General features: G+C 39.0%; 18 protein-coding genes. 4 read left to right on the top strand and 14 right to left on the bottom strand.

What is annotated here, in order from left to right:
* Position 1: 1 nt before the first annotated feature.
* The 3 genes from thiM to AB3N04_RS14570 form a co-directional block, all read right to left on the bottom strand.
* The gene (thiM, locus tag AB3N04_RS14580; RefSeq protein WP_368503435.1) at positions 2-784 is read right to left on the bottom strand and encodes a hydroxyethylthiazole kinase; all 783 of its coding nucleotides are present in this window, start codon (positions 782-784) and stop codon (positions 2-4) included.
* A gap of 253 nt (positions 785-1,037) precedes the next feature.
* Entirely contained in the window at positions 1,038-2,210 is a 1,173-nt protein-coding gene (locus AB3N04_RS14575; RefSeq protein WP_368503434.1) for an aminotransferase, read from the bottom strand.
* The gene (locus AB3N04_RS14570) at positions 2,207-2,701 is read right to left on the bottom strand and encodes an Lrp/AsnC family transcriptional regulator (RefSeq protein WP_368503433.1); all 495 of its coding nucleotides are present in this window, start codon (positions 2,699-2,701) and stop codon (positions 2,207-2,209) included. The genes AB3N04_RS14575 and AB3N04_RS14570 overlap by 4 nt, the downstream gene beginning before the upstream one ends.
* Positions 2,702-2,833: 132 nt before the next feature.
* Between AB3N04_RS14570 and AB3N04_RS14565 the strand changes: the two genes are divergently transcribed.
* Entirely contained in the window at positions 2,834-3,406 is a 573-nt protein-coding gene (locus AB3N04_RS14565; protein ID WP_368503432.1) for a cysteine hydrolase family protein, read from the top strand.
* 45 nt (positions 3,407-3,451) lie between these two features.
* Here the strand turns inward: AB3N04_RS14565 and bluB are convergent, their stop codons facing one another.
* The 8 genes from bluB to AB3N04_RS14525 form a co-directional block, all read right to left on the bottom strand.
* Positions 3,452-4,108, bottom strand: a complete 657-nt coding sequence (bluB, locus tag AB3N04_RS14560; RefSeq protein WP_368503431.1) for a 5,6-dimethylbenzimidazole synthase — start codon at positions 4,106-4,108, stop codon at positions 3,452-3,454.
* 162 nt (positions 4,109-4,270) lie between these two features.
* Positions 4,271-5,941, bottom strand: coding sequence for an alpha-glucosidase (locus AB3N04_RS14555; protein WP_368503430.1), 1,671 nt, complete (start codon positions 5,939-5,941; stop codon positions 4,271-4,273).
* Between the two features lie 8 nt (positions 5,942-5,949).
* Positions 5,950-6,966 (bottom strand): LacI family DNA-binding transcriptional regulator, encoded by a 1,017-nt coding sequence (locus AB3N04_RS14550; protein ID WP_368503429.1) that lies wholly within the window; start codon positions 6,964-6,966, stop codon positions 5,950-5,952.
* Positions 6,967-6,990: 24 nt separating this feature from the next.
* Entirely contained in the window at positions 6,991-8,469 is a 1,479-nt protein-coding gene (locus tag AB3N04_RS14545) for a glycoside hydrolase family 32 protein (protein WP_368503428.1), read from the bottom strand.
* A gap of 26 nt (positions 8,470-8,495) precedes the next feature.
* Complete coding sequence (locus AB3N04_RS14540; RefSeq protein WP_368503427.1) at positions 8,496-9,929, bottom strand: sucrose-specific PTS transporter subunit IIBC; 1,434 nt, start codon at positions 9,927-9,929, stop codon at positions 8,496-8,498.
* 155 nt (positions 9,930-10,084) lie between these two features.
* Positions 10,085-10,558 carry an S-ribosylhomocysteine lyase gene (locus AB3N04_RS14535; RefSeq protein ID WP_368503426.1) on the bottom strand — a complete coding sequence of 158 codons (474 nt, stop codon included), beginning with the start codon at positions 10,556-10,558 and terminating at the stop codon, positions 10,085-10,087.
* A gap of 100 nt (positions 10,559-10,658) precedes the next feature.
* A complete protein-coding gene (locus AB3N04_RS14530; protein ID WP_368503425.1) occupies positions 10,659-11,081 on the bottom strand; it encodes a hypothetical protein in 423 nt (140 codons plus the stop codon).
* Positions 11,078-11,479, bottom strand: coding sequence for a hypothetical protein (locus tag AB3N04_RS14525; protein WP_368503424.1), 402 nt, complete (start codon positions 11,477-11,479; stop codon positions 11,078-11,080). Before AB3N04_RS14525 ends, AB3N04_RS14530 begins: the two co-directional genes overlap by 4 nt.
* A 150-nt stretch (positions 11,480-11,629) precedes the next feature.
* On the opposite strand from AB3N04_RS14525, the gene AB3N04_RS14520 reads away from it, so the two are divergent.
* The gene (locus AB3N04_RS14520; protein ID WP_368503423.1) at positions 11,630-12,460 is read left to right on the top strand and encodes a YihY/virulence factor BrkB family protein; all 831 of its coding nucleotides are present in this window, start codon (positions 11,630-11,632) and stop codon (positions 12,458-12,460) included.
* 93 nt (positions 12,461-12,553) lie between these two features.
* Entirely contained in the window at positions 12,554-12,826 is a 273-nt protein-coding gene (locus tag AB3N04_RS14515; RefSeq protein WP_317121358.1) for an HU family DNA-binding protein, read from the top strand.
* 58 nt (positions 12,827-12,884) lie between these two features.
* Here AB3N04_RS14515 and AB3N04_RS14510 read toward each other — a convergent pair whose 3' ends face one another.
* Entirely contained in the window at positions 12,885-13,325 is a 441-nt protein-coding gene (locus AB3N04_RS14510; RefSeq protein WP_368503422.1) for an RDD family protein, read from the bottom strand.
* Between the two features lie 168 nt (positions 13,326-13,493).
* Here AB3N04_RS14510 and AB3N04_RS14505 point away from each other — a divergent pair, with 168 nt between their 5' ends.
* The gene (locus AB3N04_RS14505) at positions 13,494-14,093 is read left to right on the top strand and encodes a biotin transporter BioY (protein WP_368503421.1); all 600 of its coding nucleotides are present in this window, start codon (positions 13,494-13,496) and stop codon (positions 14,091-14,093) included.
* 38 nt (positions 14,094-14,131) lie between these two features.
* On the opposite strand, the gene AB3N04_RS14500 is transcribed toward AB3N04_RS14505, so the two are convergent.
* Together AB3N04_RS14500 and AB3N04_RS14495 are read right to left on the bottom strand one after the other, a co-directional pair.
* Entirely contained in the window at positions 14,132-15,451 is a 1,320-nt protein-coding gene (locus tag AB3N04_RS14500; RefSeq protein WP_368503420.1) for a Na+/H+ antiporter family protein, read from the bottom strand.
* 154 nt (positions 15,452-15,605) lie between these two features.
* Entirely contained in the window at positions 15,606-16,364 is a 759-nt protein-coding gene (locus AB3N04_RS14495) for a TrmB family transcriptional regulator (RefSeq protein WP_368503419.1), read from the bottom strand.
* Positions 16,365-16,444: the final 80 nt, after the last annotated feature.

Here is a 16,444-nt window from a genome sequence, read left to right as displayed (position 1 = left end):
ATTATTTTTCTGTTCGTTTTAACTGCTTTATATCTAAATCCGTCATCTTATTTAAATGATTAAGAAATGCTTGTTGGAAAGAACCAATGCCTTCTTCGTTCGTCTCGGCAAATGCACGTTCACTTGCTATTCCATAATAAGCGACCGCATCGACACAAGCTTCTTCGATATCCTTTTTTGATACCGAAACAAATGCTGCAACAACCGCCCCTAATAAGCAGCCTGTCCCAACGACTTTCGTTAACCACGGATGTCCGTTGTAAATGGTATGCACATGATGACCGTCTGTTATGACATCCATTTCACCGGTTACAATCGTTACACACGAAAATTTCTTCGCAGCATGTTTCGCAAGTTCTATCGTATCACCTTCTATGGCTCCGTCAACACCCTTCATAGTCGCTTTCACACCGACGAGAGAAGCGATCTCCCCTGCATTCCCCCTCAAAACGGTGACATCTACTCTATTTAAAAGATCTAAACACACTTCAGTGCGAAAGGAAGTAGCTCCAGCTCCAACAGGATCTAGTACCACGGGAACATGATTTTTATTTGCTGCCTTCCCCGCTAAGATCATTGCTTCTACTTCGTCAGTTGATAAGGTTCCAATGTTTAACAGAAGGCCTCCTGCTATGGCCGCAAGATCAGCTACCTCTTCTTTTGCATAGGCCATTACTGGTGACGCACCTAACGCAAGTAGACCATTTGCTGTAAAATTAGTCACCACAACATTTGTCATACAATGAATAAGCGGGTTCTCTTTTTTTATTTTTCCAAGTAACATTAGTCGACTTCCTTTCGTGCTTTTTCATGTCATTTTTGAAATGTATCTCTTGAGGAAATCTTACCTTTTTTCATTTCTGAAAACAAATTTAATTATTTTATAGAATTGATGTTTAAAATTATATCCATTGGTGATAATGAGTATTACAATCGTATTCCCCCATAATTGAGGCAAGGGCGCCATGCTCTTGCCTCCTTTTTTTGTTTTCGCTATTAAAAATGCACACTTCTAATAACGAAGTGTGCATCCTTACTTAAAATCGCTTCAAAAATCGTCCTATTCTTTCTACCGATTGTTCAAGGTTATCCATCGAGGTTGCATAGGAGCAACGAATATGACCTTCGCCCCCTGAACCAAAAACATGACCTGGGACGACCGCTACCCGTTCTTCCATCAATAATTTTTCAGCGAATTGTTCAGACGATAGACCGGTCTTTTCAATAGATGGGAACGCATAAAACGCACCACCTGGCGTATGACAAGTAAGACCTATTTCAGCAAATGATTTGATAAAGTAGTTTCGACGTTGCTTATAAGACTGCTTCATACGATACACTTCATCCATGCCTGTTTTCAACGCTTCTAGTGCACCGTATTGAGCCATTGTCGGCGCGCACATTAAGCTATACTGATGGATTTTCAGCATGGCACTTAAGAGATCTGGCGGAGCACATACAAACCCAAGACGCCAGCCTGTCATCGCAAATGCTTTTGAAAACCCTGAAATAATAACGGTTCGCTCCTTCATTCCTTCAAGACTTGAAAAACAAACATGCTTTTCATCATAAGTTAACTCTGCGTAGATTTCATCGGAAAAGACAAGAAGGTCGTGGCGTTCTGCTAATTCCGCAATCGCTTTTAGCTCTTCTCTATTCATAGTTGATCCTGTTGGGTTGTTCGGAAAACAGAGCATCATCGCTTTCGTCCGGCTTGTAATGGCAGCTTCTAGTTGTGCGGCGGTTACTTTAAAGTCAGTATCAATGTTCGTCCCTACTGCGATCGGAACGCCTCCTGCCATTGAAACGAGCGGAGCATATGAAACAAAGCTCGGTTCCACAACGATAACCTCATCACCTTCATCAAGGATTGCGCGCATACCGACATCAATCGCTTCACTCGCTCCTACCGTAACCAAAATTTCTGTTTCAGGGTCATAGTCTGCAGCGAATCGCGAGCTCATGTAATGAGCAATCGCTTCTCGTAACTCGATAATTCCAGCGTTTGCAGAATATGCAGTGAATCCACGTTCCATTGAGGAAATACTAGCTTCACGTACATTCCACGGTGTGACGAAATCAGGTTCTCCGACACCAAGCGAAATAATATTATCCATACTGGATGCCAAATCAAAAAAACGTCGAATTCCAGAAGGTTGAATCGATTGAACTTTTTTAGATAAACGTTTGTTTAATTGTTTTGTGGTCATGGCGTCACCACAATTCGGCGATCTGCTTCTCCTTCTCCAAAGACGACCCCATCATGCTTATATTTTTTTAATTGAAAATGAGTAGTTGTTGACAAAACGGATTCCACTGTCGATAATTTCTCTGAGACAAAACGTGCAATCTCTGACATCGTCTGTCCTTCTATAACAACTGATAAGTCATAAGCCCCAGACATCAAATACAATGCCTTCACTTCTGGAAAACGATAAATTCTCTCAGCAACTTGATCAAATCCTACCCCACGTTGAGGTGTGACCTTTACATCGATCATTGCTGTAACACCTTCATTTAGATCAACCTTACTCCAATCAATTACCGCAGAATAACTTAAAATAATGTGATCATCCTCTAGCTTCTGTAGTAATCTCTTTACATCTTCTTCAGTAGCGTCTACCATTTTAGCTAAGGTTGGAATGGAAACGCGTCCATTTCCTTCTATAATTCGTAAAAGTTCAATTGCCTTGCTCTCCATCTCTCTCTATCTCCTTTCGCGAAAAACGCGCATGGATTGTTGTAATTTTGTTTATCATAACATATTAGCTAAATGACGATACGCGTTTCACATAAAATTCTGAATAAATCTACTTTTAAGGGGTGCTATACAATGGAACTTTCAAATTCCTCTAACAAAAATACGGCGTTATTAATTATAGATATGATTAGCGATTTTGAGTTTGAAGATTCAGAGCTTCTCATTAAACATGCTTTGCCTGCTGCTAAAAATATTGCAGCTTTAAAAGAACGAGCACATAAAGCAAATATTCCTGTCATCTATGTAAATGACAATTATGGCAAATGGCAGTCTGACTTCCCTCGCCTTGTTACTCATTGCCTTGATAATGATGTAAAGGGTAGACCTATTGTTGAATTGCTACGTCCCGATGAAGATAATGATTATTTTGTACTGAAACCAAAGTTTTCAGGCTTCTTTGCGACGCCTCTTAACCTATTGTTAGAACACCTTAATGTCGATACGTTAATATTAACAGGAGCAGCAGGAGACATGTGCGTTCAATTCACGGCAAATGACGCCTATATGCATGATTACCGTATCTTTGTACCAAGTGATTGCTCCGCTTCTAACACACCAGAAGCTAATACTAAAGCTCTTCATATGATGAGAGATGTATCCAAGGCGGATATTACACCTTCTGTTGATTTAGATTTACCTTTATAATCAAAAAAGAGTTTGAGTCCTCTGTTGAGAGCTCAAACTCTTTTATTAACCTTCTTGTTTAGAATCCCACTTCTCATTAAAAATCAAGCTCTCTAACTCTCGGCGCTTCTCCCACCCTGATGATTGAAGAATGGGTTTATCTGGATAATGATCTGTATAACCGATCGACAAGAGCGCAAGCGGCTCGATATGCGGTGGAATATTTAAAATATCACGAATATCGTTTTTCTTATAGAAACTGACCCAACCAAGAGCAAGCCCTTCAGCAGTAGCAGCTAGCCACATGTTTTGGATGGCACATGCCGTTGAGAGGATATCCGTCTCTGGGATAGAATTACGTCCTAATACATGAGAGCCACCACGAGTGGGGTCACATGTCACACAAATCGTTACAGGCGCTTGCTTCAATCCTTCAATTTTCAATGATAAAAACTTCTGATGCCGTTCATCTTTATTTTCATAGTGGATTGCTAGGGCACGACGTTCTTTATCAGCTGCCCACGCTAGCTTTTCTTTTACTTCATCACTTTTCACCACGATAAAGTTCCAAGGCTGCATAAAGCCAACGGATGGTCCTTGATGACCTGCTTCAATGATGTTTTGAATTTTTTCTTCTTCTACAGGATTTGTTAAAAATGTCCGGACATCACGACGTGTGGCGATGACTTTATAGATTGCATCTATTTCTTGTTGATTAAACATTTTATAAACCTCCTCCTAATCTCTCATTCTAGTTTATTTATATGTTAGCTAAAGCTATCGATTTCATATTAAATCTTACCACATTCACACCTTTAGTTTGGTACAAATAAAAAAAGCACATGAACTAACAATGGTTAGCTCATATGCTGCACGATTGGACTTTTAATTCATTTGATAAACAATCGCTTCATACGGTTTTAGCTCTAGTTGATCGTCTGTTGGAAGTTCTGCTTCGTAATTACTAATTAGCACTTGTTTAGGATTCATACCTTTTAGACTGAAGCTTGTACTCTCACCGTAAAAATTACATAAAACAAGAAGCTTCTCGCCATCTAGTTCTCGTTCATAAGCAAATACAGCTGGGTGGTCTTCAGCTAGCAAGGTATAGGATCCATATACCATCACATCATGCTGCCTTCTTAGCTTGATTAATTTCTTATAGTAATGAAAAATAGAATTCTCATCTGCTAAAGCATTCTCTACGTTAATCTTTTTATAATTCGGATTCACCTTTATCCACGGGGTACCGGTTGTAAATCCTGCTTCTGAACTTGAATTCCATTGCATCGGGGTCCTCGCGTTATCACGGCTTTTCGCATAGATGGAAGGCATAATGTCATTAGGAACCTTTCCATGTTCCCCTACCATCTCTTGATAGTAATTAAGCGTTTCGATATCACGGTAATCGTCAATTGAGTCAAAATGACAATTTGTCATCCCAATTTCTTCACCCTGATAAATATATGGTGTTCCTTTCATCATATGCAAAAGTGTGGCAAGCATCGTTGCTGATTCACGGTGATATTTACCATCATCACCAAAACGAGACACAATTCGAGGCTGGTCATGGTTACACCAATATAAGCTATTCCACCCGTCATTCTCTAACTCATTTTGCCACTTTGAAAGATTCGCTTTTAAGTCCCGAAGGTCGAGCGTCTTAAGCTCCCACTTACTCTTACCTTTATATTTATCAAGGCCCATATGTTCAAATTGAAAAACCATATCTAGCTCTTGTCTATGTTCTGCTGTATATTTTTTTGCTTCACTTGGTGTCACTTTCGGGCATTCTCCAACGGTCATGATATCGTATTTTGATAACACTTCCTCATTCATTTCACGTAAGTAATCATGCACACCTGGTAAATTAAATTGATACGGTTCAGCCTTTGCATAGCCAGCTTGGAATTCCTCATAAGTTGGTAAAATCTCTTTTTTAGAGATCATATTGATGACGTCCATCCGGAAACCATCTACACCCTTATCCAACCAAAAACACATCATTTCATAAACATCTTTTCGAACCTTCTCGTTTTCCCAGTTGAGATCTGGTTGTTTTTTTGAAAACATATGTAAGAAATACTCGTCTGTCTCCTCATCATATTGCCAAGCAGACCCACCAAAAGAAGCGATCCAGTCAGTTGGAGGTTTACCGTCTTGACCAGGTCTCCAAATATAATAGTCACGATATGCGTTTTCTTTTGACTTTCTTGATTCAATGAACCAATCATGTTCATCTGAAGAATGGTTAACCACCAAGTCCATCACGAGTTTCAACCCTCGTGTATGCATTTCTTCTAACAACTGATCCCAATCAGCCATTGTTCCAAAGTCAGCCATAATCGCTTCGTAATCACTTATATCATAGCCATTATCATCATTTGGTGATTGATAGACCGGTGAGAGCCAAACTACATCAATTCCTAGTTCTGTTAGGTAATCTAATTTAGAAATAATCCCTTGAATATCACCAATACCATCCCCATTACTATCATTAAAACTTCGAGGGTAAATTTGATAGACGACACTCTCTTTCCACCATTGCTTACTCATTACTTCACTCATCCTTTCTCTTTATGCTTTACTGTTTCGCGTAGCTTCACCTCAAAAGGAATCATTATTTTCTCAAATGATATCTCTTCTTGACCAATTTGTCTGAGCAACATATCCGCTCCCTGCCTACCAAGGTCTGTATAAGAATAATGAACACCTGATAGTTTTAACCTAGAAGCTTGGGTGAGCACCGTATCATCTAATCCGAGGACCGATACATCATTTGGAATGTTAAAGCCATGGTCTTGTAGACAATTTAATGCTCCAATTGCCATACCATCATTAACAGCAATGACCGAATCAAACCTCTTTCCTTTTTGAATGATTTTTTCCATCTCATTGTACCCGCTCTCGATCAAGTAATTTCCTTGTCCGATTAACTCACGATCCAATTGAAGCTTTATTTCCCCTAACGCTTCTTCTACACCTGATTTTCTTTCAGCAGAGTTAACAGAGTTCTCTGGGCCACCTAAATAGGCGACAGCTTGATGACCTTGTTCGAGCAACGTTTTAGTAGCTTCTTTTGCAAATCGCTTATTATCAAACGCCACAAATGGGATCTCCTGCTCTTGTGTATCTTGCAGCAACACTACAACTGGTATAGGTAGCTTTTTAATCCATTCAGCGTGTTCTGGCTTAAATTGACGCGTAGCAAATATGATCCCATCTACTCGTTTTAGTCTGAATAACTCAAAGTGTTTTTTTTCTTTCTCAAAGCTTCCTTCAGAACAAGCAATTAATAGGTTATATCCATTTTCATCTAATACTTGATTGACCCCGTTAATCGCTCTAGGCAAACCTTCTCCTGTCAGACTATGAACAATCATTCCGATTAAATGTGTTTTTTTCTCCGCCAATTCTCTGGCTAAAACATTTGGTCTGTAGCCTGTTTCTTCAATAATCGCTTGAATTTTTTTACGAGTGCTTTCTTTGACACGACCTGAGTTATTAAACACTCTTGAAACGGTCGCAATCGAAACACCTGCTTTCTTTGCCACTTCACTAATATTAATATCTTTTTGCAAGTTGAACACCCCACAATGGGCCAATCATCTCATTGATAAATCCCATTTCTTAGCCTGAAACGAAGCTTGTCCGCCTTGTGCAAAAAATTGAATACCCGTACTACAATTTGAAGGGAAGATGCGTGATGTGAATACTTCATCGCCATCATTTATAAACACTTCACAAGAGGATACATCGACAAACAATTGAAAAGTAATGCTCTCCCCATCGTACCCTACTGCCCTCTTAGTACCATACGCAGTACCCACTTCTTTACCAGATTCACTTCGATCAAGTGTTATTTTTTTGGTTAGATGATTATAGTGTACAATTGTTTTTTCATTTTCACTAGATCGGAATTCGATACCAACAACATCACTCGTTCCTACTTCAAACTCTACTTCCAACTCATAAGTAGTACCATAAATGTGAGGGTAACTCTTTCTTTCATTCAATAGTTGGTCTGCCACCTCTTCTTGGTTACTACGTAGGGAGGCTAATTCTCTAACTGGTCTTTGGATCAATTTTTCATCCTTTAATACAAGTTCTCTTGGCAAAGTTAAGCAATGGGCCCATCCATTTTCATCTGTAGGGTAATTCATTTCAGGAAGCCCCATCCACCCGATCATGATTCTTCTACCATCTTTAGAAAGAGTGGTTTGAGGGGCATAAAAGTCAAATCCTCGATCTAATTCTTGAAATGGACCATGGTCAAATTTCTTTGTGGATGTATTTAATGGCGACCCAACGAGATACCCTGATTGATAGATATTATTGTAGAGATCTCCCTCTGCTTCAATCCCTTGAGGAGAAAAAATAAGTATACCTTTCTGATCTAATTCAATGTAATCAGGACATTCCCACATATAACCGAAGGCATCTAGTTTCGTGATTACCTCACCTAGAAACTCCCACTCTTTTAAATCCCTTGATTGATAAAGTAAGACACATCCAATCTTATCTTCTCTCTGTGCACCAATAATCATGTAAAATAGAGAGCCAGTCTTCCACACTTTCGGGTCTCTTACATGCTCAGTATACCCCTTAGGAGGAGAAGAGATGATTGGACATGCAGCTTTCACTAGCTCATTTTCTTTCGTTATTTTCGCCATACATTGGTAGGGATGTCGATGCCATTCCTCATCACGAGTGTTGCCCGTATAAAAAAGGTACAAATCTCCCTGCTCAACAATTCCACTTCCTGAAAAAGCTCCATGACTTTCATAAAATTCATTTGGTTCTATGGCTAACCCTTTATTCTGCCAATTGACCATATCTGTAGACGTTACATGATACCAATGTTTTAAGCCATGGACGGGCCCGTGTGGAAACCACTGATAGAATAAATGATATTCGCCGTTAAAATAAGCAAAACCATTTGGATCATTTAACAAACCTGTTGGTGGTTGAATATGAAAAGACTGCCTCCAAGGACATGCATTTACTTTTTTCTTCAAAAGCATTCTTTCCTTTTCACTCACATCCCGGTATTTACGATATCGTTCTTCCCTTGACCATGTCATAACTTAACCCTCACTCTTTAAGATGTTTAAGCTGCTTTAGCTTCCTTTTTCGCAGCACGTTTTGCTAATACAATCGTCATTGCAAATGAGACGGCAAACGCAATCGCTAATCCAATTAAAAAATGCATCATTGAGTCAGGACGGATGGCAATAACGCCAGGTAATCCGGCTGGCCCCAATGCGATTGATAATACTTTCATTAAAGTTACATAGGCAGAAGATACACCAGCTCCAATAATGGCTGCATAAAATGGGTACCGCAGTTTTAAATTCACTCCAAACATCGCTGGCTCTGTAATACCGAGTAATGCCGAAATACCTGAAGCAGAAGCGATGCTTTTCATTTTTGCATTAGCTGTTACAACAATAACTGCAAGAGCAGCAGCCCCTTGTGCCACATTCGACATGGCTGCAACTGGAAAGACAAAAGATCCACCTGTTCTTGCAATATCAGCTAGTAATTGTGTTTCGACTGCAATGAAACTATGATGCATCCCCGTAATGACAATTGGCGCATACAAAAGACCAAACAATCCACCACCTACGAACCCTGCTGTTTCATATAAAAAGACAAGTCCATCCGTTACTAAATGTCCACTCTGCCTCATCAAGGGACCTACAACTGTAAATGTAAGAACACCCGTGATAAAGATTGTTAATAACGGTGTTAGTAAATTATCTAATGCAGACGGCACAACACGTCTAAAGAATTGTTCAACTTTTGCTAAAATAAAGGCTGCTGCCAATACTGGCAAAACCGTGCCTTGATAACCAATTTTCTCAATTTCAAAACCAAGGATATTCCATACAGGAATCTCTCCATCTACCACTGCACCACCATAGCCCCATCCATTTAATAGATCTGGGTGAACCATGATCATCCCCATTGCTGCACCTAAATATGCATTCCCACCAAATCGTTTGGCTGCAGAAAATCCTATTAATACCGGTAAGAAAACGAAGGCTGCATTCGCAAAAGTATTAACCATGGCTGCTAAGTCAGCAATTTGTGGATAAACATCAATGATTGATTGCCCATCAAAGAATAAATCCTCTGATGTTAATAAATTGTGAATACCCATTAATAAACCCCCAGCCACGATGGCTGGTATAATCGGAACAAAAATATCAGAAAGCATTTTCACAAAACGCTGAATTGGATTCATCTTTTTATTTCCTTCAGCTTTCACTTCATCTTTCGACATCTCTTCAATTCCAGTCAACTGAACAAACTCACGGTGCACATTATTAACAGTACCGGCCCCAATAATAATTTGATATTGACCAGCTGTGGAAAAGGTACCTTTCACTGCATCAATCTCTTCTAGCTTTTTTTCATCAACGAGAGATTCGTCTTTTAATACAAGGCGTAATCTTGTGGCACAATGAGCTGCGGCAGATACATTTTCCTTACCACCAATTGCTTCTAAGATCTCACTTGCAATCTGTTTATAATCCATCTCTTTTTTCATTCCCCTCAAAAATGTAAAGCTTTACATTTTGTTTGATAAAATTAGTGTAAAGCTTTACATTGTATCAGTCAATCTTTTTTTGAATGCGCTCTCACTCCACCCAACACAAAAAAGCATGAGGATTTCCCCCATGCTCTTTTGGTTTAAGCAAACACTTCTCTTAAATTTGCTTTATCTTGTTCTAGCCAATACTCCATTAATTTCTTTGCACCTTTTAAGTCATGAAGTTTCGCTTGTCCACATTGCTTTTCTGTAGCAGCAGGAACTTCTTCTAGCTCTTTTGAGTACTTCATTGTTTTCTCGAGTACATCAATGATTTCATCAACGGATGGTGCTCCGTTCATAATTAAATAAAAACCAGTCTGACACCCCATTGGAGAAAGATCAATGACATCAAAATGATCATAGTCTTCTGCAAACCGACGAATATTAAGGGCAAGTAAATGCTCCATCGTGTGGATCACGTCTGGCTTCATCGCTTGCTTATTAGGCTGAAAAAAACGAATATCGAACTTATTTATTTCGCCATCCGTCCCCACATCATGTTTTCCACAATGACGAACAAAAGGTGCTTTTACAATGGTATGATCTAACTCAAAACTTTCAACAGTTGGCATAACCTATAACTCCTCCTCATTTGCTCCTTTTAGCAATTGACTAAAGTATAACGAATGAGAATGAAGATGTCTAAGGATTTGCGTAAATTTTCTGATTATATCATTCTTCTTTTCTTGGTTTTGTCACGGTTTGTTTGATTGTTAATTGATGATGTGTAACAAACCTCTCTATTTCCTGCTCAAATGAATCCGGCTTAAAACGATGTAGTTTCATTTCTTCACCTTTATTCCCACTCATAATAAAAATGACCTTTGTACCGGCGATAATTTGGTGCACCTTGCTTATCTCTTTAGCTTCGATTTTTTTATGGCGGAGCGTGACTCCGACTACTTTCACCTTCATCGAAAGCGTATCCTCAGAGACTGTTAAGTGATAGCGTGTCGTAAGCGCGGCTAAACTAACTGCCATCCCTACATAAGCCAAGTATTCAGAAGGACCATCAAGGGCATAGGCGTAGGTCATAGCCATAAAAAAGAGAATCGTCCAAAGTAATTTTGGTTCCTGTGCAATATATGTTTTCATTCTTTATCCGTCATTCCTTTGCTATGAACAAACGTCATTACTGCAAATAAGATAAAACTTACAACCAAGACCGTTCCTCCAATAATGTAGAACAATAGCTGAACGATTTCAGGAATAAAATCAGGTTTGATGTAGTAAATGTACATCCCACTTGTTAGTCCAAACGCCCCTATAAAAGCAGTCCATACTTGAACCGTTGCTAACTTAGAGTTCTTTGGAATTGGATAAACACGGTAGAAAATAGCAAAAGCAAATAATGAGAGCCACCCTACCACTAAAATATGAGCATGGATTGCTCTAAGCAACATCGATCCTGCCCCCGCCATATGTGAACCCATAAAGGTACCAATCAACGCATAAATAGCAGAAGTCCTTAGTAAAAATTTCGTACGACTCATTTTTCAAACCCCTTCCCTTTCATTTGTATCCAAGTATTTATTATACATGGTTTTGACTAGGGTTAAGCAGGGGAATAATGAATACTAAGCGAAAATTAATAGAGCAGAGATAACAATGTTAACCCGACTCCTACAAGAAGGGATCCTACTATGAAAAAAAACTCATTTATGAACCAATTTATGGAGCAATTAAAGACAGACCCAATTCCTGACTGGGCAGCAACATTCGCTTATTATTTCATGCTATCCATTTTTCCCCTTCTCATTTTTATGATTGCGCTCCTCCCATATTTTCAATTAAATATCGACCAAGTCTATCAAATCATATATGACTACGTACCAAGTGACTTGGCTGAATTATTTGGTTCAACGATATTAGAAGTCATCAGTCAACCTCAAGGTGGATTACTCTCATTCGGTGTGTTAGCAGCTATGTGGTCTGCTTCAAATGGTATTAATGCACTGATCCGGGCTATTAATAGAGCGTATAACATTGAGGAAACGAGGAACTTCCTATCGTTACGATTGCTATCGGTTTTGCTCACTCTTTGTATGATCTTTGTTGTTGTAACCACCCTGCTTCTCCCTGTATTCGGTAAGCTAATCATTAATGGCATGGAATATTTCTTTGCCGTACCACCTGAAACAGCTGAATTTCTCAATTTGTTACGCTGGATTATCGGGATTGTTTTAATGACACTTGTGCTTATGTTTTTGTATTGGGCAGCACCAAATGTGAAATTGAAGTTTAGACATGTCATAATTGGGGCATTAAGTGCTACTATAGGGTGGCAAATTATTTCTCTTGCTTTTTCTTTTTACGTGACAAACTTCGGGAACTACTCTGCTACTTATGGAAGTTTAGGTGGAGTGATTATTTTGATGCTTTGGTTTTTCCTCACTGGCCTGATCATTATTGTGGGTGGCGAGATCAATGCAACAATCTTTCATCAGAAAAAAGAGGCAAGGATACAGAAATAATAACCATTCACTAAAAACATGTATAAAAATTTCAAAACAGTCAATGCTTGTATCAGATTGGCAGGACGATGAATTTAGAGGAGTTGAGAGAAAATGAATAAAACAGAACTAATTAATGAAGTAGCTGAACGTACGCAGTTATCCAAAAAAGATGCTGGAAATGCAGTAAATGAGGTATTTGACGTCATCTCAGAAACGATGTCAAAAGGTGATACTGTACAATTAATCGGCTTTGGAAACTTCGAAGTCCGCGAGCGTGCTGCAAGAAAAGGCCGCAACCCGCAAACAGGCGAAGAGATTGATATCCCAGCAACTAAAACACCAGCATTTAAAGCTGGTAAACAGCTTAAAGATGCAGTTAAGTAAGCTATATCTCTGAGAAAAAGGCATTAACCATCTTGTGGTTAATGCCTTTTCTAATATCTTAGTTTTCTATTTGGTATGGATTATCGTTGCTGTCTGCTTTTTGATACGTCACATACGTGTTTGCTAAGATATCGTGAATGCTACGCTTATCTTTTCTAAGCCCTACCATGAAAGCAGATACGATATAGGCAATTCCTAGTGTAATGACGTAAACAAAGCCCGCTACAAGTACTCTTAAAAGCATCGTACCAAATCCTACATTACTCCCATCCATTCTCACAATGCGAATTCCGCAGATTCTCTTTCCAATCGTGTAACCATACCATAACACTGGCAGAATCAATAGGTAACCTAATTGTACAATGGTATCAAAGATAAGCTGACCAGTTTCTGAGAAATTTAAAATTGCTGCAATAATTATTCCTACTAACCCAAGCAAAAGACCATCTAAAATCGAAGCACCAAAACGGATCCAAAATCCAGCTGGTTGATTAACCATGAGAAAATCCCCTTTCAAGTCTGTAAATCAAACATTTTCCATTATACCATTTCTCTTCCTACTAGCATAATATAAACCTCTCTGTAAACCATCCATATAAATGACGTTGACAAAGAGTAATGTTCAGATTATTCTATTGTTAACTATATTACAATAAGAGGTGGACATATGTCAGGACGTACTCGTTATTTCAGCACAATTGAACTTGTATTAATTCCAATGTTTGCAGCTTTAATGGCTATTGGAGCCAATGTAACATCTTTTTTAGTAATTGGTGGGGTTCCTATAACCCTCCAAACTTTATTTGCCACTCTAGCCGGTGCCTTACTTGGAAGCAGACGTGGAGCTCTTTCTATGCTTATCTATCTTCTTATTGGACTAGCTGGCTTTCCCGTATTTGCTCAATTCCGTGGTGGCTTAAGCTCACTCGTTAGCCCTACTTTTGGTTTCTTGATCTCATTTATTATTCTTGCTTTTGTAGTTGGTAAGATCATTGAAGCAAGTAGTAAAAAGTCTGTTTCAACCTTTATGATTGCCTGCTTTATTGGCCTTACAATAAACTATGTATTCGGCACAAACTATATGTATTTTGCTTATCAATTCATCGCAGAACTTGATGCGATCACATACCGCATGGCTTGGGCGTGGATGGTTACACCGTTGATTAAAGATATAATTTTCACTATTTTTGCCGCTGTATTAGCTTCAAGGATTTATCATACTGTTAATAAAAATTCCAATCCTCTTCAAAAAAAATTAGCTTCATAAAAGTTAAAACCCCCTCGACCCGAGGGGGTTTTAGCGTCTTATAAGATCATTGCAGCAACCCATCCAAATATGAGAAGCGGAATATTAAAGTGTAAGAAAGTTGGTACACATGTATCCCAAATGTGATTATGTTGCCCATCTGCATTTAAACCAGCTGTTGGTCCAAGCGTACTATCAGAAGCTGGTGCACCGGCATCACCAAGTGCTCCTGCTGTCCCAATTAAAGCAATAATAGCGAGCGGACTAAAGCCAACTGCTAGTCCTAGTGGAACGAATAATGTGGCGATGATTGGTACTGTGGAGAAAGATGAACCAATACCCATCGTAATGAACAAGCCAACGATAAGCATTAGAAGAGCTGCCACTCCCTTACTATCTCCTAAAATACCTGAAACTTGATCGACTAATAATTCAACATGACCTGTTTCACGAATGACAGCAGCAAATCCTGAAGCGGCAAGCATAACGAATCCGATGAAAGCCATCATCTTCATACCGTTTGTTACAACATCATCTGCTTCCTTCCATTTAAGCGCGCCACTCACTAGTAAGATTACAATTCCTGCTAACCCAGCAATAATCATTGAGTCAGAAATGCGTTGTACAACTAGTGTAGCAAGGACTGCTAAAATAGCAGCTGTTATAGACCATGTCGTATAAGGTGTTTGCTCAATCGCTTCTCCAACAATTGGACGATCCTCATAGCTACGACGTTTACGGTAGGTAACAAATACAGCGACGATTAAACCGAGAACAAGCCCTGCTGTAGGAATCGCCATTGCCACTGGAATATCTCCAAGATCAATAGCAAGACCACTTTCAGCCATATTATCGGCAACAATTCCGTGGAAAATAGCACCGAAACCAAATGGTAAGAAAATGTAAGGTGCCGTTAATCCAAATGTAATAATGGTGGCAATCGCTCGACGGTCGACGCCTAATCGATTAAGTACCTTCAAAATCGGCGGAATTAAAATCGGAATAAAAGCAATATGAATTGGAATCACATTTTGAGAGAAGCAAGAAATGATCAGTATAGAAAAGAAAATAAGGACCTTAGATAAGACCTGTTTCTCTGTATCTCCCTCACGACCAACAAATTTTATCACTGTGTTTACCATGACATCTGGCAAACCTGTTCTTGCAATGGCTACAGCAAATGCACCAAGTAATGCATAACTCAATGCGACAGTTGCACTGCCTCCTAAACCATCACTAAACACCGCCACCGTTTGCTCAAGCCCAAGTCCCCCTACAAACCCACCAATTAACGCTCCAATGGTTAAGGCAAGGACTACATGCACACGCACTAAACTTAAAACAAGCATGACGATGACTGCTAATAACACTGCATTCATCGTAATCAACTCCTAATCCTTTATCTAATTAAATCACTAATGAACTAAAACATACGTATACATTATCATTCTACTAATATCGTTGTCAATGCATTTCTTTCATGTGATAAAGCGATAAAGAAAAACACTCAGTCTATTTCCTGAGTGCTGATCATTAATAGCGTAATTTTAATAAAATTTCTCTAATATCTTGGTCTGCCATAACGGTTTCTTTGTACCGTTGAGTGATCTTCGTTAATGCCACATCATGATAGAAAAATTCAGTAAAAAACTTAACCAAAGGTGGCGACTGTGTACGAATGGCTTGCCAGCTTGCTTCTTCAATACCTGCAAATACCATTTCTTTTTGATCAACAATTAAAATTCTACTTCTTTCTAATGTATTATGTTGTTGATCTGGAATTAAGGTAGAAACGGCCTGGATCGAAGTGTGTATTTCTCCAATTGCATGAATGGTTACCTCTACTCCCGCTTCATATTTCTCTTCTAAAGTAGATAGGTAATGTACAAGATCATCCGCCCAACCGGATATATAGATCGATTCCTCAGCCTTCTCAGATAATTCTAAGATTAGAGATTGAATCGATTGATTTTCTTTTAGCATCCAGACTCGATCATCGGTCGTTACTTCCTCCACTTCAATCTTCCGCAACTCCTCAATATTCGATTCAAAGTCCGCTTTTAATTTTTCAATCATTGATTCTAGTGGCAATGCGTTATAAAGCCGCTTTTTTTCTACAGTGGCTTCAAGAACCATACCTTTTTCACTTAAGCGACTCAGCACTTCATATACTTTTGATCGTGGTACACCTGAACGCTTCACAATCGCTGTAGCATCTAGAGGTTGATTCACTGTAATCAGTGACGTGTAAACTTGACTTTCATATTGTGTAAAACCAAATTGTTGGAGCATGATTGATTCCCCTTCTACCTTCATTATGTTTATCATAGCACACTCATATACTTGATTAAATTTGTTCTTGTTTCTTTTCT

It is taken from the genome of Alkalihalophilus sp. As8PL, from assembly GCF_040939795.1.
GTDB classification, from domain to species: Bacteria; Bacillota; Bacilli; order Bacillales; family Bacillaceae_D; genus Alkalihalophilus; species Alkalihalophilus lindianensis.
Note: the sequence above shows the minus strand (reverse complement) of the source record. Positions and strands in the feature narration are given on the sequence as shown.

Bases quoted from the DNA above. Each gene is read 5' to 3' on its own strand.
- thiM (WP_368503435.1), bottom strand. From the start codon at position 784: ATGTTACTTGGAAAAATAAAAAAAGAGAACCCGCTTATTCATTGTATG.
- AB3N04_RS14575 (WP_368503434.1), bottom strand. From the start codon at position 2,210: ATGACCACAAAACAATTAAACAAACGTTTATCTAAAAAAGTTCAATCG.
- AB3N04_RS14570 (WP_368503433.1), bottom strand. From the start codon at position 2,701: ATGGAGAGCAAGGCAATTGAACTTTTACGAATTATAGAAGGAAATGGA.
- AB3N04_RS14565 (WP_368503432.1), top strand. From the start codon at position 2,834: ATGGAACTTTCAAATTCCTCTAACAAAAATACGGCGTTATTAATTATA.
- bluB (WP_368503431.1), bottom strand. From the start codon at position 4,108: ATGTTTAATCAACAAGAAATAGATGCAATCTATAAAGTCATCGCCACA.
- AB3N04_RS14555 (WP_368503430.1), bottom strand. From the start codon at position 5,941: ATGAGTAAGCAATGGTGGAAAGAGAGTGTCGTCTATCAAATTTACCCT.
- AB3N04_RS14545 (WP_368503428.1), bottom strand. From the start codon at position 8,469: ATGACATGGTCAAGGGAAGAACGATATCGTAAATACCGGGATGTGAGT.
- AB3N04_RS14540 (WP_368503427.1), bottom strand. From the start codon at position 9,929: ATGGATTATAAACAGATTGCAAGTGAGATCTTAGAAGCAATTGGTGGT.
- AB3N04_RS14535 (WP_368503426.1), bottom strand. From the start codon at position 10,558: ATGCCAACTGTTGAAAGTTTTGAGTTAGATCATACCATTGTAAAAGCA.
- AB3N04_RS14530 (WP_368503425.1), bottom strand. From the start codon at position 11,081: ATGAAAACATATATTGCACAGGAACCAAAATTACTTTGGACGATTCTC.
- AB3N04_RS14525 (WP_368503424.1), bottom strand. From the start codon at position 11,479: ATGAGTCGTACGAAATTTTTACTAAGGACTTCTGCTATTTATGCGTTG.
- AB3N04_RS14520 (WP_368503423.1), top strand. From the start codon at position 11,630: ATGAAAAAAAACTCATTTATGAACCAATTTATGGAGCAATTAAAGACA.
- AB3N04_RS14515 (WP_317121358.1), top strand. From the start codon at position 12,554: ATGAATAAAACAGAACTAATTAATGAAGTAGCTGAACGTACGCAGTTA.
- AB3N04_RS14510 (WP_368503422.1), bottom strand. From the start codon at position 13,325: ATGGTTAATCAACCAGCTGGATTTTGGATCCGTTTTGGTGCTTCGATT.
- AB3N04_RS14505 (WP_368503421.1), top strand. From the start codon at position 13,494: ATGTCAGGACGTACTCGTTATTTCAGCACAATTGAACTTGTATTAATT.
- AB3N04_RS14500 (WP_368503420.1), bottom strand. From the start codon at position 15,451: ATGAATGCAGTGTTATTAGCAGTCATCGTCATGCTTGTTTTAAGTTTA.
- AB3N04_RS14495 (WP_368503419.1), bottom strand. From the start codon at position 16,364: ATGCTCCAACAATTTGGTTTTACACAATATGAAAGTCAAGTTTACACG.